The 20050-nt window shown below is 51.0% G+C and carries 22 protein-coding genes and 1 tRNA gene; 14 read left to right on the top strand and 9 right to left on the bottom strand.

Translation table 11 applies throughout. The features are described from left to right. Positions 1–155: 155 nt before the first annotated feature. From GS398_RS11405 to GS398_RS11390, 4 genes are all read right to left on the bottom strand, one after another. Positions 156–2069, bottom strand: coding sequence for an AMP-dependent synthetase/ligase (locus GS398_RS11405; RefSeq protein ID WP_160906880.1), 1914 nt, complete (start codon positions 2067–2069; stop codon positions 156–158). Positions 2070–2148: 79 nt separating this feature from the next. Continuing rightward, positions 2149–2475: a HesB/IscA family protein gene (locus GS398_RS11400; RefSeq protein ID WP_160906879.1), complete on the bottom strand. Its 327-nt coding sequence runs from the start codon at positions 2473–2475 to the stop codon at positions 2149–2151. A 93-nt stretch (positions 2476–2568) separates the two neighbouring features. Then, positions 2569–2982, bottom strand: coding sequence for a Fe-S cluster assembly scaffold IscU (gene iscU / locus GS398_RS11395; protein WP_160906878.1), 414 nt, complete (start codon positions 2980–2982; stop codon positions 2569–2571). Between the two features lie 76 nt (positions 2983–3058). Then, entirely contained in the window at positions 3059–4270 is a 1212-nt protein-coding gene (locus GS398_RS11390; protein ID WP_160906877.1) for an IscS subfamily cysteine desulfurase, read from the bottom strand. Positions 4271–4427: 157 nt separating this feature from the next. On the opposite strand from GS398_RS11390, the gene mce reads away from it, so the two are divergent. Both mce and GS398_RS11380 read left to right on the top strand, forming a co-directional pair. Continuing rightward, entirely contained in the window at positions 4428–4832 is a 405-nt protein-coding gene (gene mce / locus GS398_RS11385) for a methylmalonyl-CoA epimerase (RefSeq protein ID WP_160906876.1), read from the top strand. A gap of 18 nt (positions 4833–4850) precedes the next feature. Then, positions 4851–5447 (top strand): DUF502 domain-containing protein, encoded by a 597-nt coding sequence (locus GS398_RS11380; protein WP_160906875.1) that lies wholly within the window; start codon positions 4851–4853, stop codon positions 5445–5447. On the opposite strand, the gene GS398_RS11375 is transcribed toward GS398_RS11380, so the two are convergent. Genes GS398_RS11375 through GS398_RS11365 form a run of 3 tightly spaced genes read right to left on the bottom strand, consistent with a single transcriptional unit; the run spans position 5431 to position 8247 of the window. After that, positions 5431–5958 carry an O-acetyl-ADP-ribose deacetylase gene (locus tag GS398_RS11375; RefSeq protein ID WP_160906874.1) on the bottom strand — a complete coding sequence of 176 codons (528 nt, stop codon included), beginning with the start codon at positions 5956–5958 and terminating at the stop codon, positions 5431–5433. The two genes, GS398_RS11380 and GS398_RS11375, sit on opposite strands and share 17 nt — an antisense overlap. A 46-nt stretch (positions 5959–6004) precedes the next feature. After that, positions 6005–6709 carry an LOG family protein gene (locus tag GS398_RS11370; RefSeq protein ID WP_160906873.1) on the bottom strand — a complete coding sequence of 235 codons (705 nt, stop codon included), beginning with the start codon at positions 6707–6709 and terminating at the stop codon, positions 6005–6007. 29 nt (positions 6710–6738) lie between these two features. Continuing rightward, entirely contained in the window at positions 6739–8247 is a 1509-nt protein-coding gene (locus tag GS398_RS11365; RefSeq protein ID WP_160906872.1) for a sodium:solute symporter, read from the bottom strand. A gap of 67 nt (positions 8248–8314) precedes the next feature. Between GS398_RS11365 and recR the strand changes: the two genes are divergently transcribed. Together recR and GS398_RS11355 are read left to right on the top strand one after the other, a co-directional pair. Next, the gene (gene recR / locus GS398_RS11360; protein ID WP_160906871.1) at positions 8315–8932 is read left to right on the top strand and encodes a recombination mediator RecR; all 618 of its coding nucleotides are present in this window, start codon (positions 8315–8317) and stop codon (positions 8930–8932) included. Between the two features lie 51 nt (positions 8933–8983). Then, complete coding sequence (locus tag GS398_RS11355) at positions 8984–9796, top strand: SDR family oxidoreductase (RefSeq protein WP_160906870.1); 813 nt, start codon at positions 8984–8986, stop codon at positions 9794–9796. Between the two features lie 14 nt (positions 9797–9810). On the opposite strand, the gene GS398_RS11350 is transcribed toward GS398_RS11355, so the two are convergent. Next, the gene (locus GS398_RS11350) at positions 9811–10698 is read right to left on the bottom strand and encodes a YitT family protein (RefSeq protein WP_160906869.1); all 888 of its coding nucleotides are present in this window, start codon (positions 10696–10698) and stop codon (positions 9811–9813) included. Positions 10699–10943: 245 nt separating this feature from the next. Between GS398_RS11350 and trpD the strand changes: the two genes are divergently transcribed. From trpD to GS398_RS11315, 7 genes are all read left to right on the top strand, one after another. Beyond that, complete coding sequence (gene trpD, locus GS398_RS11345) at positions 10944–11930, top strand: anthranilate phosphoribosyltransferase (RefSeq protein ID WP_160906868.1); 987 nt, start codon at positions 10944–10946, stop codon at positions 11928–11930. Beyond that, the gene (locus GS398_RS11340) at positions 11927–12568 is read left to right on the top strand and encodes a phosphoribosylanthranilate isomerase (RefSeq protein WP_160906867.1); all 642 of its coding nucleotides are present in this window, start codon (positions 11927–11929) and stop codon (positions 12566–12568) included. Before trpD ends, GS398_RS11340 begins: the two co-directional genes overlap by 4 nt. Then, entirely contained in the window at positions 12568–13749 is a 1182-nt protein-coding gene (gene trpB, locus GS398_RS11335; protein ID WP_202406022.1) for a tryptophan synthase subunit beta, read from the top strand. The genes GS398_RS11340 and trpB overlap by 1 nt, the downstream gene beginning before the upstream one ends. Positions 13750–13760: 11 nt before the next feature. Continuing rightward, positions 13761–14534: a tryptophan synthase subunit alpha gene (trpA, locus tag GS398_RS11330; protein ID WP_160906866.1), complete on the top strand. Its 774-nt coding sequence runs from the start codon at positions 13761–13763 to the stop codon at positions 14532–14534. Positions 14535–14870: 336 nt separating this feature from the next. Continuing rightward, positions 14871–15041 carry a beta-propeller fold lactonase family protein gene (locus tag GS398_RS22825; protein WP_160906865.1) on the top strand — a complete coding sequence of 57 codons (171 nt, stop codon included), beginning with the start codon at positions 14871–14873 and terminating at the stop codon, positions 15039–15041. A 144-nt stretch (positions 15042–15185) separates the two neighbouring features. After that, positions 15186–15410, top strand: coding sequence for a hypothetical protein (locus GS398_RS11320; protein ID WP_160906864.1), 225 nt, complete (start codon positions 15186–15188; stop codon positions 15408–15410). 73 nt (positions 15411–15483) lie between these two features. After that, on the top strand, positions 15484–16296 hold the full coding sequence (locus tag GS398_RS11315) for a DUF72 domain-containing protein (protein WP_237488158.1): 813 nt from the start codon (positions 15484–15486) through the stop codon (positions 16294–16296). 131 nt (positions 16297–16427) lie between these two features. Here GS398_RS11315 and GS398_RS11310 read toward each other — a convergent pair. Further along, positions 16428–16509: transfer RNA gene (locus GS398_RS11310), tRNA-Leu, on the bottom strand. A gap of 166 nt (positions 16510–16675) precedes the next feature. Here GS398_RS11310 and asnS point away from each other — a divergent pair. The 3 genes from asnS (at position 16676) to GS398_RS11295 (ending at position 20044) form a co-directional block, all read left to right on the top strand. Then, on the top strand, positions 16676–18124 hold the full coding sequence (asnS, locus tag GS398_RS11305) for an asparagine--tRNA ligase (protein ID WP_160906863.1): 1449 nt from the start codon (positions 16676–16678) through the stop codon (positions 18122–18124). A 126-nt stretch (positions 18125–18250) separates the two neighbouring features. Beyond that, on the top strand, positions 18251–19291 hold the full coding sequence (locus GS398_RS11300) for an iron-sulfur cluster-binding domain-containing protein (protein ID WP_160906862.1): 1041 nt from the start codon (positions 18251–18253) through the stop codon (positions 19289–19291). Between the two features lie 132 nt (positions 19292–19423). After that, complete coding sequence (locus GS398_RS11295; RefSeq protein WP_160906861.1) at positions 19424–20044, top strand: L-threonylcarbamoyladenylate synthase; 621 nt, start codon at positions 19424–19426, stop codon at positions 20042–20044. The last annotated feature ends 6 nt before the right edge of the window (positions 20045–20050 follow it).

The following is a 20050-nucleotide window of genomic DNA, read 5'->3' as shown; positions in this document are numbered from 1 at the left end:
GTGCATGAGTAAAACCGGAGCTTCCAGGTGGTTCTGAGATTTGGTCACCTGCTCACGTTATAATAGGTCGTTCCTCTGGTTTTTTAACGTAGAAGTAGCCCCGGAAAAGAGCGATCCGGAGCTTTACGTGTTAGCGAATGCGTAACGATGGATGGTTATTCGGCTTCGACCTCGCCGGCATACATCTCTTCGATCGTTTCGGCGTACTTTTTTTCGATCACTTTTCGCTTGGCTTTTAGCGTGGGGGTGATCTCACCTTCCTCGATGCTAAAAGGCAGCCTTTTGACCTTGAAATTCTTGATCCGCTCAAATTTCGCCAGTTCTCCCGAAAGCTTTCGGATATCCTGGCCAACCCAATCAATAATGTGCTCATCCTGGATGAACTGATCCGGTTGCTGGAAGAAGTCTTCTTTCAGTCCAAATACCTCTTGCAGGGTTTCTTTCGACGGTACCACGATGGCAGTGATATATTCCCGTTTATCCCCTACCAGGAAGATCTGTTCGATCTTCTGGCTTTTCAGGTAGGTGTTTTCTACCGGCGTCGGGTAGATGTTTTTCCCATAGGCATTTACAAGCATGTTTTTGATACGGTCGGTGATCTGAAGGTTGCCTCTGTAGAAACGACCGATATCGCCTGTGTGGAACCAGCCATCGGGATCTATTACGGAACCGGTTTCATCCGGCTTTTTCCAGTAACCCTTCATTACGCAATGGCCCCTCACCACGATTTCGCCTTCGGCGGATTCGAACGTCTCCTTAAAAGTATGGTGCGTTTGTACGGTAACGAAAGCCTTGGTGTCTACATCCTGGATGCCAACTTCGATGCCTGGGATCACGCGGCCAACGGTACCATATACCTGCCGGTGGTACTCGGTAACAGACATCACCGGTGATGTTTCCGTAAGGCCAAATCCTTCCAGGATCTTGACTCCCAGGTTCCCAAAAAACTCCCCGACATTTTTAGGTAATGCGGCGCCTCCTGAAAGCATGAATTTAAGGCGGCCCCCGGTTTTTTCTCGGATCTTGCTAAATACCAGCTTGTCGGCAAGTTTTTGGCGTATGCTTAAAAAGATTCCGGGCTCCTTGCCTGCTTCTTTGATTTCCCGGTAGGTTTTACCCACATTAAGCGCCCAGAGAAATATGCCTGCTTTAATTCCGCCGGGAGCCGTGCCAGCTTTCATTGCTTTGTCGTGGATCTTTTCCAACAGTCTCGGCACGGCATTCATAACCGTGGGCCGGATCTCGCCCATGTTTTTTGCCAGCAGCTCGAGGCTCTGGGCGAATGCGATCTTACACCCCTTTGCACAACAAACATGATAGGTAGCTGTGCGCTCAAAAACATGCGATAATGGTAAAAACGACAGGAAAAGATCGTCTTTGTCGATCATGGGGATCTGCTCGAGGCAAACCTTTACGTTCTCTACAAAATTTGAATGTGTTAACATCACCCCCTTGGGGATCCCGGTAGTGCCGGAGGTATAGATTAATGAGGACAGGTCAGAAGGGAGGATCGATTCGCGTAAGCTTTTGATGGCAGGTGCATGTGCAGCCAGAACTTGCTTTCCTTCTTCGATCAGCGGGCCTAAGCCGATCACACCTGCTTCCAGTGAGAGTTTCGCGGTAAATTTCTCATAATCCGTAAATACGGGGATGATCCGTCGCAGTTCCTTACAGTGGTTGGCTATCTTCAGCACTTTCCGGAAAAGGAAGGGATTGCCGGCAAGAATGGTTCTTGCGCCGGAGTCGTTTAAGATATATTCCAGTTCCTGTTCAGACAAGGTAGGGTATACGGAGACGTTCACGCAGCCGATCTGCTGCAATGCCTGGTCATAAAAAACGTATTCGGGCGAGTTTTCGATCAGCAAGGCAAGGCGGTCGCCTTTTTGGATGCCCATTTCCAGGAAATAAGCGGCGATTGCATCCGCCGTATCCAGCGTTTTTTTGTAAGAGATCTCCTCCCATACGGCCCCCGACTTCCTGATCAGGAACGTTTGGTCTTCGGGATGGATATTGGCTACTACGTTGCGGAGTAATGAAGGAACAGTGTTTTTATCCGTTATCAGGCTCATTCGAATAAACTGGTTGTGGAAAACAAGTATACGAATTTAGCGTGAAATTGAAAGAAAGCCGTTAGCTGATCGCTACTGCTTACACTGAAAAACTCTCCCCGCATCCGCAGGTGCGCGATGCATTAGGGTTATGGAAATTAAATCCTTTCCCGTTCAGCCCATCGGTAAAGTCCAGTTCTGTGCCGGCCAGGTATAGGAACGACTTCATATCGAGCGCCATCCTTATGCCTTTGTCTTCAAAAAACTGGTCGCCTTTTTTCTCTTCGTTATCAAAATCCAGGTTGTAGGACAATCCTGAACATCCTCCGCCCTGAACAGATACGCGCAAAAAGTAAGAGCTATCCAGTCCGGAAGTACGGACCAGGTCTTCTATCTTGCTTTTTGCCTTATCGGTTACTGTTACCATGAATCTTATAGTTTCAGTAACCAGCGATCAATAGCCAGTATCTTTTAGCGCCCTGGCGGGCCTGATAACTGGCAACCGATCACTGATCACTCATTAATGATGTACCTTCGCCACCTCCAGCACTTCCATGCCGTTTTTTACGCGATAGTCGTTAATCGCTGCTTTGATTGCGTCCTCCGCGAGTACAGAGCAGTGAATTTTCACCGGTGGTAGAGAAAGTTCTTCCACGATGTCCATGTTGTCGATTTTCATGGCATCGTCGATGTTTTTGCCTTTCAGCCATTCGGTGGCCAGTGAAGAAGAGGCAATTGCGGATCCGCAGCCGAAGGTTTTGAACTTCGCATCGGTGATCACGTTGTTTGCATCTACCTCGATCTGGAGGCGCATTACGTCGCCGCATTCCGGAGCGCCTACCAGGCCCGTGCCCACATTGGATTTGCTTTTGTCCAGTGTGCCTACGTTGCGCGGATGGGTATAATGATCGATTACTTTATCTGAATAAGCCATAGCTTTGTTGTTTATAGTTTCATATGATGGCACGTTTCACACTGAACGTGGTACGTGCCGGTTTGATTGTTTTTTGTTAGTGCTCTACCCATTCCACCTTATCCAGGTCGATGCCTTCTTTAAACATTTCCCATAACGGGGAAAGGTCGCGCAGGTGGGTTACCGCTTGTTTGGTTTGCGCTATCGCGAAATCGACTTCCTCTTCTGTCGTAAAACGGCCCAGCCCAAAACGTATCGAAGAGTGTGCCAGGTCGTCGGACAGGCCAAGACTTTTTAATACATAAGACGGCTCTAAAGAGGCGGAAGTACAGGCAGAGCCTGAAGATACGGCCAGGTCTTTCATTGCCATCATGAGGCCTTCCCCTTCCACGTATTTGAAAGAGATGTTCGCTACATGTGGCAGGCGATGTGCCGGGTTACCGTTCACGTAGCTTTCTTCAAGCTGCAGCAGCGATGCCTGGAGCTTGTCGCGCAGCGCGGACAAACGGGTTGCCTCTTCGTCCATTTCAAGGCGGCAAAGCTCGCAGGCCTTACCAAAGCCTACAATGCCGGGCACATTCAGCGTGCCTGAGCGCATGCCGCGTTCGTGACCACCGCCATCCATTTGAGCAGTTACCTTCACCCTTGGGTTTTTACGGCGAACATACAGCGCGCCAACACCTTTAGGACCGTACATTTTATGTGCGCTGAAAGCCATCAGGTCTATACCGTCATTAATCACGTTCACCGGGATCTTACCAACCGCCTGGGTAGCGTCTGTAAAGAACAGGGCGCCATGCTTATGGGCAAGGTCTGCGATGGCACGTACCGGCTGGATTACGCCGATCTCGTTGTTGCCGTACATGATGGTCACAAGGATGGTTTCGCTGGTAATGGATGCTTCCAGCAGCTTAAGATCGATCAGCCCGTCTTCCTGCACCTGCAGGTAAGTTACGCGCGCGCCCAGTTTCTCCAGGTGCTTGCAGGTATCGAGCACCGCTTTATGTTCTGTGGTACAGGTGATAATGTGGTTACCTTTGTCTTTGTACATCTCGAATACGCCTTTGATCGCGAGGTTGTCTGACTCGGTGGCGCCGGAGGTAAAGATGATCTCTTTTTCGTTTGCACCTATCAATTTTGCTACCTGCTCACGGGCGTAGTCCACGGCTTCTTCAGCCACCCAGCCAAAAGGATGGTTGCGGCTAGCCGCGTTACCGAACTTGCTGTTAAAATAAGGAAGCATGGCATCCAGTACCCGTGGATCCATTGGAGTAGTTGCGTTGTTGTCTAAATATATAGGGAGATTCATGATTTGATCCGTATAATTCCTAGTGAGAGACAAAGATACGAAAAACTTTATGAGTAGTTATCAATAGCTATGGCGCGGATATGGTTTAAAATGGTCATTTTTATGCCACAATCTGTCCGGGGATCAATGGTGATCTGCGGAAGATCAGCACAGCAGGATGGAACGGATAGAACATATCGGCATTGCGGTAAAGAGCCTGGAAACCGCCGGGCTGTTATACAGGAAGCTGCTCGGCACGGAGCCGTACAAAACGGAAACGGTGGAGCCGGAAAAAGTTTCTACGCAATTTTTTAACGTGGGCGGCAACAAGATCGAACTGTTGGAAGCTACCTCGCCCGACAGTACCATCGCCCGGTTCATCGAGCGGAAAGGAGAAGGGATCCACCATATCGCCTTCGAGGTGGACGACATCGCAGCAGAAATGGCGCGTCTCCGCGAAGAAGGCTTTATCCTGCTGAGCGAAGAGCCGCTGCCCGGCGCCGACAATAAATGGGTGTGTTTTGTGCACCCGCGCACTACCGGCGGCGTGTTGGTGGAGCTATGCCAGGAACGCTCCGTATAATTTGTTTACTTTTGCGTAATGAACAGGTTGTTAACTGCGCTTTTAAAATATTTCATTAAAGGAATTCTCGTGGTGGTGCCGTTGGGCGCCGCTATTTTCCTGGTTTACTGGATCGTATCGTCTGTAGACGCCCGGCTGAACGTAAGCGACCTCCTTCCGATGAACAGTGAAACCGGCCAACCGGTCTACATTCCGGGCCTGGGCATCGTAACCGTACTGGTGCTTATCCTGCTGGCGGGGATCATCGTCACCAATTTTATTACCGACCCGATCAAGCAATGGATCGGCCGTTGGCTGAACAGGCTGCCGCTGTTTAATTTCCTGTATTCTTCGATCAAAGACCTCACCGAAGCTTTTGTAGGCGATGAGAAGAAGTTCAACGAGCCCGTACTGGTGGAAGTGAACGAGTCCGGCCTCCGGAAAATTGGTTTCCTTACGCAAAAAGATCTCTCCGCGCTGGATCTTCCTGGCGACGTGGCGGTATATTTCCCTTATTCGTACTCGTTTGCCGGGCAGTTATGCATCGTTCGGAAAGACAAAGTTCATCCCGTTAAGATGAACGGTACCGATGCCATGAAGTTTGTGGTTTCCGGCGGCGTTAGCGGCCTGGAATAAGCTCCCGGTAGATCCGTTCGCTTTCCTCGTCAAAACATACGAACAGCACTTCCCGGATCCCGGTTAGTTTGTGCAGGTGTTCCGTCACGGTTTCCACCGCTACCTTCGCGGCGTCTGCTTTGGGGTAGCCGTATATCCCGGTACTGATCCCCGGAAATGCGACAGACACAACCTGGTACTTGTTGGCCAGGTCGAGGGAATTCAGGTAGCAATTCCTTAAGAGCCCCGGTTCACCGTCGTTCCCGCCCCGCCAAACCGGCCCCACGGTATGGATCACGTATTTCGCCGGTAGTTTGCCTGCGGTGGTGATCACGGCTTCGCCGGTAGCCAATCCGCCTTGCCGGGCCACAATATCACGGCATTCGTCCAGGATCTTTGGTCCGCCCTTACGGTGTATCGCCCCATCTACGCCACCGCCGCCCATCAGTGAACTATTGGCCGCATTCACGATTGCATCTGCCGCGATTTTCGTAATATCTCCTTTAACTACGGTTAATTTAGCAGGTTCCATATAACGAAAACGGTTTGGGAGGGGAAAGGTTTGGAAGGGGATTTCCTTAAAAATTCGGCTTCAGCACATATTTGTCATAGAACCTGAAGATGTGTTCTACGGCGTCTTCAGCGGTATCTACCAGCCGGTAGAGGTTCATGTCTTCGGCGCTGATATTTCCGGCTTCGATCATCCGTGTTTTTACCCATTCCAGCAATCCGCCCCAGTAATCCGATCCCACCAGTACGATGGGGAAACGGGCGATCTTACCGGTCTGGATGAGCGTGATGGCTTCGAACATCTCGTCCATGGTGCCGAACCCTCCCGGGAGGACGATAAAGCCTTGTGAATATTTCATGAACATCACCTTACGCACAAAGAAGTAATCGAACTCCATCAGCTTGTCGCGATCGATGTATTTATTGTGGAACTGCTCGAAAGGAAGCTCGATATTCAATCCCACCGATTTGCCGCCGGCTTCATAAGCGCCTTTGTTGGCAGCTTCCATGATCCCGGGGCCGCCGCCGGAGATCACCCCGTACCCGCGTTCAGAAAGCAGCCGCGCCGTATCTACGGCCATCTGGTAATATTTGCTGGTATTTGCGGTACGTGCGGAACCGAATATGGATACACAAGGACCGATCCTGGCCATTTTCTCAAACCCATCTACGAACTCGGCCATGATCTTAAAGATCTGCCAGGAGTCTGTCACCTTGATTTCCTGCCAGTTACGGTTCGCGAACGCGTTTCTTATTTTATCATCACTATTCATTTCACTAAAATTACAACGTTAAATTATTACTAATACTGAGTTTTTCCGGCCGTAGGTTTGCTGATCGCCATCAGCCCGGCGAACGTAATAAGCCCGTTTACGAGGATCAGCTCATTGTCAAATACGTATCCGCCCAGGATTGTTTTCGAATTTAAATTAAGGAAATAGCATACAACGGGGGAGAGCAGGCAGATGAGCGGCACCAGCTTGTCGTGCACTGTACGGCCCTTCATAAACAGGCCGAAGCCGTACAACCCGAGCAACGGGCCGTAAGTGTAAGAGGCCACCGTGAATATGGCGCTTACCACCGACTTGTCATTTACCGAATTAAATAACAATATCACCAGGAAGATAAGCAGCGAGAAAGCCACATGTACCCAATGGCGAAGACCTTCACTCCCTTTTTTCTGTTTGTTCTCTGTTTTGTCCATTCCCAGGAAATCCACGCAGAAAGAAGTGGTTAGGGCGGTCAGCGCAGAATCAGTAGTGGCGAAGGTAGCCGCGGTAAGTCCCATCATGAAAATGATCCCTGGCAGGATCGACAGGTGATTTAACGCGATCTCCGGGAAAAGAAAGTCGGTACGCACGACGCCTGTATGTGCATCCACCGGCATGGCGATGCCGTTTTTACCGGCGTATACGTACAACAGGGCGCCTACGCTGAGGAAGAACAGGTTGATCACCACGAAAATCGACGTAAACGTGAACATGTTCTTTTGTGCTTCGCCGATGTTCTTACAGCTCAGGTTCTTTTGCATCAGGTCCTGGTCTAGGCCGGTCATGGCGATGGTGACAAAAATTCCCCCGATCAGCTGTTTGCTTACGTGAAATTTACTGGCGGCAAAATCCTCCACGAACACGATCTTTGCGTAACCGCTGTTCTTTACCGTTTCGAACGCTTCTGCGATGTTGAGGCCCAAACTGCTGCAGATGAAGTAAATGGTAAGGAACACCGAAGAAACCAGGAAAACCGTTTGCAGGGTATCGGTGATGATGATCGTTTTTAAACCGCCTTTAAACGTGTACGACCAGATGAGCACCAGCGAGATGAGCACCGTCGCCCAGAAGGGAATATGGTAAGAGTCGAAGATGAATCGCTGCAGTACGATCACTACCAGGTAAAGCCTGAACGACGATCCGATGGTGCGGCTTAGTAAAAAAATGGATGCGGCCGTTTTATAGCTGTAAGTGCCCAGGCGCTGTTCGATGTACCCGTAGATCGAAGTGAGTTTCATCCGGTAGTAAAGCGGAAGCAGCACGGTAGCGATGATTACGAACCCGATGGCGTTGCCCAGCACAAACTGGAAGTAGGCAAACTCTTTACCCGCCGCGTTCCCTACTTCGCCGGGCACGGAAATAAAGGTGACCCCCGACAAAGCCGTGCCAATCATACCGAACGCGACCAGGTACCATTTTGAATTCCTGTTGGCGATAAAGAACGAAGAGTTATCTGAATTATTCCGCGACGTAAAATAAGAGACCGCGATCAGCAGCAAAAAATACCCGATAATAAACGATAAAAGGATAGACGGCGCCATGTGGAATTTTTGTTGAGGCGCTAAATGTAGTAATTAAGATTGAAAAGCAAATCTTACCTTTGTGTACATGAATTTCTCTTCGCGCCTGCTCGAATCTGCTGTTGATGAATTTGCCAGACTGCCCGGTGTGGGACGAAAAACCGCGCTGCGCCTCGTGCTTCACTTGTTAAACAGGCCGGAGGCAGAGGTGGAACGGTTCAGCTTGTCGATGACCAGCCTTCGCAGCGGGATCCGCTTTTGTAAAGTATGTCATAACATCTCGGACCAGCTTGTTTGCGGGATATGTACGGCGACCCGGCGCGACCGTTCGCTGGTTTGTATCGTGGAGGATATCCGCGATGTGATGGCAATTGAAAATACCAACCAATACCAGGGCGTTTACCATGTATTGGGAGGCGTTATTTCGCCCATGGACGGCATCGGCCCGTCAGACCTGAATATCGCCACGCTGGTAGAACGTGTACAGGCCGGCGAAATTAAAGAGGTAATTCTTGCCCTGTCGGCCACCATGGAAGGCGATACCACCATTTTTTACATTTATAAGAAACTGAAAGATCTGCCGGTACGCATCTCTGCTATCGCCCGCGGAATCGCCTTTGGCGGCGAGCTGGAGTATGTAGACGAGATTACCTTAGGCCGCTCCATCGCCACGCGCGTGCCTTATGAAAGCACCTTAATGAAATAACAGGATCCGGGTTATCAGCTATCAGCCAGCTATAAAAATAAAGAAACCACTATGTCCCTGAACAATAAAGTAGTAATTATTACCGGTGCTTCGTCCGGGATCGGTAAAGCCTGTGCCGGGGAGTTCGCGCGCCAGGGGGCAAATATCGTGCTCGCCGCCAGGCAATATGTAACGCTTTGCGAAATCGCGCAGGCGATAGAAAAAGAGTTCAGGGTGAGGGCGCTGGCCGTACAATGCGATGTAGCCCATGAGGATGATTGTGATCATTTGATAAAGCAGGCCATCGCCACCTTCGGGCGAATTGACATCCTGGTAAATAACGCGGGGATCAGCATGCGTGCCTTGTTTAAAGATCTCGACCTGGTGGTGATCCGGAACCTGATGGACGTAAATTTCTGGGGGAGCGTTTACTGTACTAAATTCGCCCTGCCGGAGTTGCTGAAGAACAGGGGCTCGGTAGTGGGAGTAAGTTCGCTCGCAGGTTACTATGGCCTCCCGGGAAGGACGGGTTATTCGGCTTCGAAGTTCGCACTGAAGGGATTCCTGGAGGCGCTGAGGATCGAGAGCCTGCAAACCGGGCTTCACGTGATGGTGGCCTCGCCGGGTTTCACCTCCTCCAACATCCGCAAGGCGGCACTTAATAAGCGGGGTGCCTCACAGGGGGAAAGCAGCATGGACGAAGGTAAAATGATGACCCCGGAAGAGGTTGCCGGCATTATCGTGAATGGCGTGATCAACCGCAAACGGAACCTGGTGATGACAAGCCAGGGGAAACTATCGGTGTTTCTCAACAAGGTAGTGCCTGCCGTGCTCGACAAGCTGGTGTTCAAGCATTTTAAAGGCGAAAAAGATCCCCTGATCTAGGCTGGTCCTCCGGGCTAATGCAGCGGCCTGCGTTTAACGATCCCGCCCTTGGTATCGGTGATCACATTCATCACCATAAACGCCTTGCGGTCGATTCCCAGCACTACTTCCTTTAATTTAGAGACTTCCAGCCGGGTGATCACCGTGAAAATAATGTTGATGTCTTTATTTCGTACGCCAGTGCTTCCAAAGCCGCGTTCCCCTTTGTAGATGGTTACTCCACGGCCAAGGTGATTGATGATCGCTTCCCTGATCTCGTCGCTTTTGGGGGATACGATGGTAACCCCTGTGTATTCCTCGATGCCCTGGATGATAAAATCCACCGTTTTTGCCGCTGCGAGGTAGGTAAGGATGGAGTATAGCGCGGTTTCGAGCGTAAGTACGAATGCGGCGATCACGAAGATCAGCACGTTGATCAGCAGGATGATGTCGCCGATGCTGAATACACTTTTCCGGTTAATATAAACCGCCATGATCTCGGTGCCGTCAAGTACGCTGCCGCCTCTCATGGTAAGGCCGATCCCCGCACCCACGAAAAATCCGCCGAAGATGGACGTTAATAATTTATCATGGGTGATCACGGGGAAGTCGATAAAAAAGATCACCGTTGCCAATACCAAAATGGCAAGTAAAGTGGTGAGGGCGAATCGCTTACCGATCTGTTTCGCACCGATGATGATAAAGGGGATGTTGAAAATTACCAGCCAAACCGAAACCCGTATATGCGTAACATGTGCCGCCAGCAGGGAGAGGCCGGTTACCCCTCCGTCGATAAAATCGTTGGGAATGATAAACCCCTTTAGCCCGAACGAAGCAAGCAGTACGCCGATCATAATGAACAGCCCTTTGGTGAAATCCTGTTGAAAGTGTTTGTATCGTCTATGCCATTTATTGATCTTCATCCCGTAAGATAGTAAAAAAAATGGTGCCCCAAAATAATGGGCTAACTCTTGCAGCAGATAAAAAGAATAGCCATATTTGTCGCGGAACGATGATGAACAATACCAGATACAACAGTTGGTGGCTTCCCGAAAGAGGATAGCAGCCATCCGCATGTATTCAATTTTGAACTAAATTTGAACTAAAGATATTGGGAAGGGTTGCTTAACAGGCAGCCCTTTTTCTTTTTACAAACCGTGCATCAACCATGAAACAGATACTGAACCACCTTTTCGAGCATAAAACATTTAGCCGCCCGGAAGCGATGGAGATCCTTACCCATATTGCCACCGGAAAGTATAACCCTTCGCAGATGGCCGCTTTTATGGCGGTATATTGTATGCGCAGTATCACGGTAGAGGAACTGGCGGGATTCAGGGACGGCATGATCAGCCTTTGCCTGGACCCGAAACTACAGGATTATGAGCTGGTTGACCTTTGCGGCACGGGCGGCGACGGGAGAGATACGTTCAACATCTCTACACTGGCTTCGTTCGTAGTGGCAGGAGCTGGCCATTTAGTGGCAAAACACGGCAATTACGGCGTTTCGTCGGGCTGCGGCTCTTCAAACGTAATGGAACACCTCGGCCACCGGTTCACCAGCGACCCCGGTATCTTAAAACGTAACCTCGACGAAGCGGGCATCTGCTTCCTGCATGCCCCGCTTTTTCACCCGGCCATGAAAACGGTAGCGCCCATCCGCCGTGAACTGGGCGTGAAAACCTTTTTTAACATGCTCGGTCCGATGGTGAACCCCGCAAAACCGGCAAACCAGCTGGTAGGCGTATTTAACCTGGAACTTGCACGGTTATACGCGTATCTTTACCAGAAATCGGGCAAGAACTATACAATACTGCATGCCCTCGAAGGTTATGACGAGGTATCGCTGACCTGCGACTTTAAAACGTTTTCAAATGCAGGGGAACAGATCCACCGCATTGCCGACCTGGGTTTCGAAAAGATCGAAGCCGCCAGTATCGGCGGCGGAAGCACCGTAAAGGAATCTGCAGAGATCTTCCTTTCGGTACTGAATAATGAAGGCACTACCGAACAAACGAACGTGGTGCTGGTAAATGCGGCGATGGCGATCAAAACCATTCACAGCGAGCGCTCTTTCGCCGATTGTTTCTACAAGGCAGAAGAATCGTTGTTAAGCGGCAAAGCCATGAAGAGCTTTAAAAAACTGGTAGCATGAAGATAAAAGTATGCGGGATGCGCGACCCGGAGAACATCAAAGCGGTTGCAGCACTGTCGCCGGATTATATGGGGTTTATTTTCTATCCCGGGTCGGAACGTTTTGTCGCCGGCCTTCCGCCAAAGGCGATCTGGTCGCTGCCGGAAGATATTATTACTACCGGTGTGTTTGTGGATTCCGGTTACGACGAAATTATCGCAAATGTGGAAAAGTTCCGGTTACAGGCGGTACAGCTTCACGGCAGCGAGACCCCCGAATTATGTGGAAAACTCTATGCGGATGGATTGCAGGTGATCAAGGCCTTCGGCGTAAACGAGCAATTCGATTTCGATACCACGGAGCCTTTTTCTGAATATGCGGACTACTTCCTGTTCGATACCAAAACACCCGGGCACGGCGGCTCCGGTGCTTCCTTCAACTGGGCGCTGCTGGAGAATTACCTGCTGGATGTGCCTTATTTCCTCAGCGGGGGGATTGGCCCGGATGCAGTGGACGACCTGAAAGCGAACTACGATCACCGGTTTTATGCCGTCGACCTGAACAGCCGCTTCGAGGTTTCCCCCGGCCTGAAAGATGTGGAAAAACTAAGAAACGTATTTAAACAACTAAGAAGCCCGGTAAGAGGGCAGGAGAAATAATGAGCTATCACGTAAACGAAAAAGGCTATTATGGCGACTTTGGCGGCGCCTATATCCCGGAAATGCTGTACCCGAACGTAGAAGAACTGCGGTCGAAATACCTGGAGATCATCCGAGAGCCGGGTTTCACCGCCGAGTTCGAAGCGTTATTAAGGGATTATGTAGGGAGGCCCTCTCCGCTGTTCCTGGCGGGAAGGTTGTCTGAAAAATATGGCGCGGCAATCTACCTTAAACGGGAAGACCTGAACCATACCGGCGCGCACAAGATCAACAATACCATCGGGCAGATCCTGGTGGCCGAACGGCTTGGCAAGAAGCGCATCATCGCCGAAACAGGCGCCGGTCAGCATGGGGTGGCCACCGCTACCGTATGCGCGTTAAAGGGACTGGAATGCGTGGTATACATGGGTGAGGTCGACATTGAGCGGCAGGCGCCCAACGTAGCCCGCATGAAAATGATGGGCGCCACGGTGATCCCGGCCACATCAGGCAGCAAAACGCTGAAGGACGCCACTAACGAGGCGATGCGCGACTGGATCAATAACCCGGAAAATACCCATTACATTATCGGGTCCGTTGTAGGCCCGCATCCCTACCCGGATATGGTGGCGCGGTTCCAGTCGGTGATCTCGGAGGAGACCCGCTGGCAGCTTAAAGAGAAAACCGGCAGCGAAAGCCCGGACTATGTACTGGCCTGCGTAGGCGGCGGAAGTAACGCCGCGGGCATGTTCTACCATTTCCTCGACGATCCGAAAGCAAAACTGGTTGCGGTGGAAGCCGCCGGTAAGGGAGTTCACTCCGGCGAATCGGCAGCCACTACGGCGCTTGGCAAAGAAGGGGTGCTTCATGGCAGCCGTTCTATCCTCATGCAAACGGAAGACGGACAGGTGGTAGAGCCTTACTCCATATCGGCGGGCCTGGATTATCCGGGTATCGGTCCGCAGCACGCACACCTCTTTAAGGTTAAAAGAGCCGAATATGTGAGCGCCACAGACGACGATGCCATGAGGGCCGGCCTGCTGCTGGCGCGCCTGGAAGGCATTATACCTGCCATTGAGAGCGCACATGCGCTGGCGCACCTCGACAGGATGACCTTTACCGGCAACGAGACCGTAGTTGTTTGCCTCTCCGGCAGGGGGGATAAGGACCTGGCAACGTACATGAAATTCTTTGGTTTATAGCCCGTACCGTCATGAACAGACTCAATCAACTTTTCGACACCAAAAAAGAACCCATACTTTCCATCTATTTTACTGCCGGTTACCCGGAGCTGAACGCCACGCTCGATATTGCGGAAGCCCTGGAAAAGGCTGGCGCCGATTTCCTCGAAATTGGCTTTCCGTACTCTGATCCCGTAGCCGATGGTCCCGTTATCCAGGAAAGCTCCCAACGGGCACTCAATAATGGCATGACGCTCAACGTGCTTTTCGACCAGCTGAAAGACCTGCGAAAACGCGTTTCTATCCCGGTACTGCTGATGGGCTATGTAAATCCTGTGCTCCAGTATGGCGTGGAGCGGTTTTGTGCCGCTGCCGCGGAAGCGGGTGTCGATGGCGTGATCGTACCAGACCTGCCTATGTACGAATACGAGGAGCTGTACCGCGATTGTTTCGGGAAACATGGCTTAAGCAACGTGTTTCTTGTTACGCCGCAAACAGCGGAGGCAAGGATCCGCAAGATCGATGAGCTGACGAACGGGTTCATTTACCTGCTGTCGTCGTCGGCGACCACGGGGAAAAACCTCGATGTTTCTGTTACAACGGAAAGTTATTTCTCTCGTATCCGCGATATGGAACTAAAAAATCCGGCCATGATCGGCTTCGGGATCTCAGATCACCGCAGCTTTCAGAAAGCGGCACAATACACCCGCGGCGCCATCGTGGGAAGCGCCTTTGTGAAGATCCTGGGCGCGTCGGACTACCTTGCAAACATTCCCGCGTTTATTAGGTCGATTAAAGAAGGGTAGGGGAATTATCCCCGGTATCAACAGCATAAGCTTTGCCAGGGCCAATGATTAATGGTTAATGCTCGTCAAGGTTAATACGGAGATCCGGTATCCGCTCTCAAGAAAACCTACGTGATGCCGTTTGGGGGAACGGCAATCATCCGTTCGGTTTGGTTCACCGGCTGTTTTAACGCTTCTCGCGCCCGATGCCGGATACGGTTGCCGTACAATTATATGCCGGCATCAGCCGGTTGTCTGTGAGGAGCTGCAGATGGGTGGCCGGCACGTTGCGCACACGGCTGTTTCTAAGATGGGGCGGATGATTCCGTAAGCGAGTTTACGGCTGGCCGGGGTTCGGTGCATTATATCTCCTTCGAAGGAGAAGGCCCTGCGCTAGCCCGGAAGGGACTTGCGCACTTACACCGTGCGGCCATCTCTCCCGGTAACCGGTTTCTTTTCGCGAATGATTCCGGCAGCGACCGGATATACGTATTGCGGATCAGTAACGCAAAAAGATGTCGCCCCTGACCGGCATCCACGTGTTTTCTTTGTTGAAGTGAGTGTTGTTACGGTCTTTATAAATGCGTAATTTTTCCGGACATAACGAGTACTTCTAACAAGAACACAGCAACGGGCATGGTGTTATTTATCTAATTATTAAAACACGACATTATGTATCCCGATCAGCAAGAGCAAAATTCAAATAATAAACCTGGCTCAACCGGCTCTAATCCCGGCGCGCCCGGGGGAACGCGCGAAACAAATGATGACGAAATCGTTAAAGGTGCCCAGCAGGACGACCAGCTACAACGGCTGCACCCTGACGCGGAGGTAACGCCCGGTGAAAATGAAAATACCGGTTCTCCCCCGGACACGACCGTTGAGAATGGGGAATAACTGAATCGACAGTTTTTTAAACCTGCCTGCTATTTAGCGCCTGGTTAAAAGAAAAAGGTATTTCCGGCATTAAATGCGTAATAACAAGGCAAAACAAGATGCGGACGTTTACGTTTCCAGGAGCGACCATATGAAATTACACTGGCACACCGGCTGTTCAGGCTTTCATTATAAGCATTGGAAAGGCGTTTTTTATCCTGATGGCTTGCCGCAACGCTTGTGGTTCGAACATTACTGCAGGCACTTCCGCACGCTGGAGCTTAATGTAACGTTTTATCGCTTCCCAAAAGTGTTGTTTTTGAAAAGTTGGCACGAACGAAGCCCTGAAGATTTCCGCTTTGCGTCCAAGGTTCCGCGGGCGATCACGCATTTTAAAAAGCTGATCGGGACAACCGGTATGTTAAACGACTATTACGGTGCGGTTCGCGAAGGATTACAGGAAAAACTAGGCTGTGTACTTTTCCAATTCCCCCCTAATGTGCCCTATTCTGAAAAATTTCTCCAGCGAATTTGGGATAGCCTGGATCCGGCTTTTCAAAATGTGGTGGAGTTCCGGCATGCCAGTTGGTGGCAGGCTGAAGTTTACCAGCGCCTCGCAGAAAGAAATATAACCTTTTGCGGCATGAGTCACCCCGGGCTGCCTAAAGAGATCGTGACGAACACCAGGTTCGTATATTACCGGTTCCACGGCGACGAACAGCTCTATGCATCGTTATATAGCCCCGACATTTTGCGGGAGGCCGCCCACCACATCGCTGGCGTAAAGTCAGTCGAAGATGCTTACATTTTCTTCAACAACGACATACATGGATATGCAGTGACGAACGCCGGGCAAATGCAGGAAATCGTAGCGCAGCTAAAGGCGCCAGAGGCGGAGAAGGATTAATTCCCGGATCTACTCCTCCGGATTTGTTGCTTGATCGGATACAATCGATGTCCCCTAAAATATCGCCCGATCTCTTTTTTACGCATAAAAAAAGGGACAGCTGCCTTTGAAATTGGAAGTGTCCCTTAGTGTGCGGAAGAAGGGACTCGAACCCCCACGCCGTGAAGCGCCAGATCCTAAGTCTGGTGCGGCTACCAATTACGCCACTTCCGCAGTTAGGAAGTGCAAAGGTAAGAAATCGTCGCAGGAACACAAATCTTTTTTAACGTATAGCGTACAACGTCAAACGTATTTCCTAATGCCGCCCCTATTTGTATTTTTGCGGGGAACACAAGACAAGTCACGTAAACATACAATGTATTACGTCAAACGTACACTCATGATGAAGCGCACTAAGATTAAAGATCTCTTATCGTCAACAGAATTCGGCCGCCAGGTGGTAGTAAAGGGCTGGGTAAAAACTTTCAGGAATGACCGGTTTATCGCTATCAACGATGGTTCGACCCTGAATAATATCCAGGCGGTAGTTGATTTTGAGCATACCGGCGAAGCGCTATTGAAACGTTTAACCACCGGAGCGGCAGTTTCTGTGACCGGCGAGCTGGTGGAATCGCTGGGGAAAGGGCAGCGTGTGGAGGTAAAGGTTACGGAACTCGAAATACTGGGCGACAGTGATGCCGAGAAGTTTCCGCTGCAGCCCAAAAAACACAGCCTCGAATTTTTACGGGAAATTGCACACCTGCGGTTCCGCACCAACACATTTAACGCGGTTTTTAAGATCAGGCATCATCTCGCGTTTGCGGTACACCAGTTCTTCTACAGCAAGGGGTTCGTGTACATGCACACGCCTGTGATCACGGGGTCTGATGCCGAAGGCGCCGGCGAAATGTTCCGCGTATCGACGATCGATTTCGATAACATTCCGCGTAACGAAGACGGCACGGTAGATTATACAGCCGATTTCTTTGGAAAACCGACCAACCTTACGGTGTCAGGTCAGCTTGAAGGCGAGCTGGCCGCGATGGCGTTCAGCGATATTTATACGTTCGGACCTACCTTCAGGGCGGAAAATTCGAACACTACCCGTCACCTTGCCGAGTTCTGGATGATTGAGCCGGAAATGGCTTTCTACGATATCCGCGACAACATGGACCTCGCCGAAGAATTGCTGAAATATGTGATCAAAACGGCATTGGAAAATTGCCCAGATGAACTGGAGTTTTTACGGAACCGCTTACTGGAAGAAGAGAAATCGAAACCCCAGAATGAGCGCTCGGACCTCGACCTGATCGCCAAACTTAATTTCTGCCTGGAAAATGAATTTGAACGCCTCACTTATACGGAAGCCGTTGAAGTGTTAAGGAACTCGAAACCTAACCAGAAGAAACAGTTCAAATACCCCATCGAAGGCTGGGGCGCCGACCTGCAATCGGAACATGAGCGCTACCTCGTAGAAAAACACTATAAGAAGCCGGTGATCCTGACGGATTACCCCGCAGACATCAAATCTTTTTACATGCGCCTGAACGACCCGGATGCGCAGGGCAGGAGAACGGTACGCGCCATGGACATCCTCTTTCCCGGCATCGGGGAGATCGTTGGCGGCTCGCAACGCGAAGAACGCTACGATCACCTGGTAGGCCGCATGGATGAAATTGGAATTCCCAGGCACGAGATGGACTGGTACCTGGATACCCGGCGCTTCGGCTCGGTGCCGCATTCAGGTTTCGGACTGGGATTTGAACGACTGGTGCTGTTCGTTACCGGCATGACCAATATCCGCGATGTGATCCCTTTCCCGAGAACGCCGAAGAATGCGGAATTTTAGGGGTCGGAGCGTTTGACGTGGACGTTAACGCGCCGCGCAACAGATCAGGAATGGAGGAATAAACCTATAGATGATTCCGGGCAAACGTACACGTAAACGTATTACGTTACCACAAAATCCACATTGATGCCGCTCAGATTCCGCATTGTTTCGATTGTACAGGAAACTTCCCAGGCGAAGACCTATACGCTTGAGCAGGTCGGGGCAGACCAGGTTTCATGGGAACCCGGGCAGTTCCTTACCTTTATATTCGGGATCGACGGCAAGGAATTGCGCCGGTCGTATTCCATCGTTTCGCTCCCGGGTGAGCCGCTGCAGGTTACCATCAAGAAGGTAGAAAACGGGGCCGCTTCCAGGTATGCGCTTATCCATTTGAAAGAAGGACAGGAGATTGCGGCGCTCGCCCCGGCAGGCAGGTTCGTGCTTACCCCTCAAAAGCTGGTGCAGCGCGATATTTTCTTCATCGTCGCCGGAAGCGGGATCACCCCGGTACTTCCGCAGTTGAGGCGTCTATTGGTCGCCGAGCCGCAAAGCGCTATTCACCTTTTTTACAGCAATCATTCGGAGCAGGACACGCTGTTTATGGAACGGTTAACGGCGTTGCAACGTAGTCATCCCCAACTGCAGGTTTACTGGTTTTTCAGCGATCCCGCCAGCCGTTCGTTCCCGCAGCGGCGGCTTAACAACGGGATCCTCGAGATCATGGTGAGAGAGAAAATGCGGTTTGCGCCCGGGCAGGCCGTTTTCATGATCTGCGGACCGTTCACCTTTATGCGGATGGCAAGGATCACCCTGATCTTTATGCACGTTGAGGAAGACCGGATCCGCCGGGAAAACTTCCTCCCGGAGATCATGCGCAGCAGCCCGGGAACGGCCCATCATTTCGAAGATCATACCGTTACCCTAGAGTTTAACGGCACCAGTTACCGCTTGCCCGTTAGGCACGATGAAACGATATTACGCGCGGCGATGGCACACCATATACCGCTTCCCTACAGCTGTGAAGGCGGCGTCTGCTCCACCTGCGCGGCCAGATGTACCCGTGGAAAAGTGGAAATGACCGTTAACGAGGTGCTTACCAACCAGGACCTGGCCGAGGGTTGGATATTAACCTGTACGGGGCACCCGGTGAGCGAAAACGTGTGGATAACGTTTGACGTACGTTAGACATTGTATGTGCCTGCAAGGCGCCGGTGGGAGTACCCGCCCGCCGGGATAAACACCGCCTGGGCGCATGGTCCCGGAGCGGTAACAACGGTTGTAAAACTATTGGCTCCCGAAATTGTACTTTACCCTATCATGCTAATCCGTATTTATAAAGAGAACCCCAACGAGAAATCCATCCAGCAGGTGGTTGATGTGCTGAAAAAAGGCGGTCTTGTTATTTATCCCACCGACACGGTATACGGGCTTGGCTGCGACATTACTAACCAACGCGCCATTGAAAAGATCTGCCAGATCCGAGGAATTAAACCGGATAAGGCGAACTTCTCCTTCATCTGTTACGACCTGAGCCATATTTCCGACTATATAAAGCCGATCGACACCACCGTGTTCCGCGTATTGAAAAAAGCGCTTCCCGGGCCGTTCACTTTTATATTTAACGCCAATAACCAGGTACCCAAGTTGTTAAGCTCCAATAAAAAAACGGTAGGTATCCGTGTACCCGACAATAATATCGCCCGATGCATCGTGAAGATGCTTGGTAACCCGATCATCTCCACTTCTATCCACGACGAAGACGACATCGTAGAATACTCCACCGACCCGGAGCTGATCCATGAAAAATACGAGGACCGCGTAGACATGGTGATCGATGGAGGTTACGGCGAGAATATCCCTTCAACCGTGATCGATTGCACCTCCGGTGAGTTCGGGATCGTTCGCGAGGGTAAGGGTAACCTGGAAGATTACCTGTAGAGAGCA

This window comes from Hufsiella ginkgonis, from assembly GCF_009834915.1.
GTDB classification, from domain to species: Bacteria; Bacteroidota; Bacteroidia; order Sphingobacteriales; family Sphingobacteriaceae; genus Hufsiella; species Hufsiella ginkgonis.
Note: the sequence above shows the minus strand (reverse complement) of the source record. Positions and strands in the feature narration are given on the sequence as shown.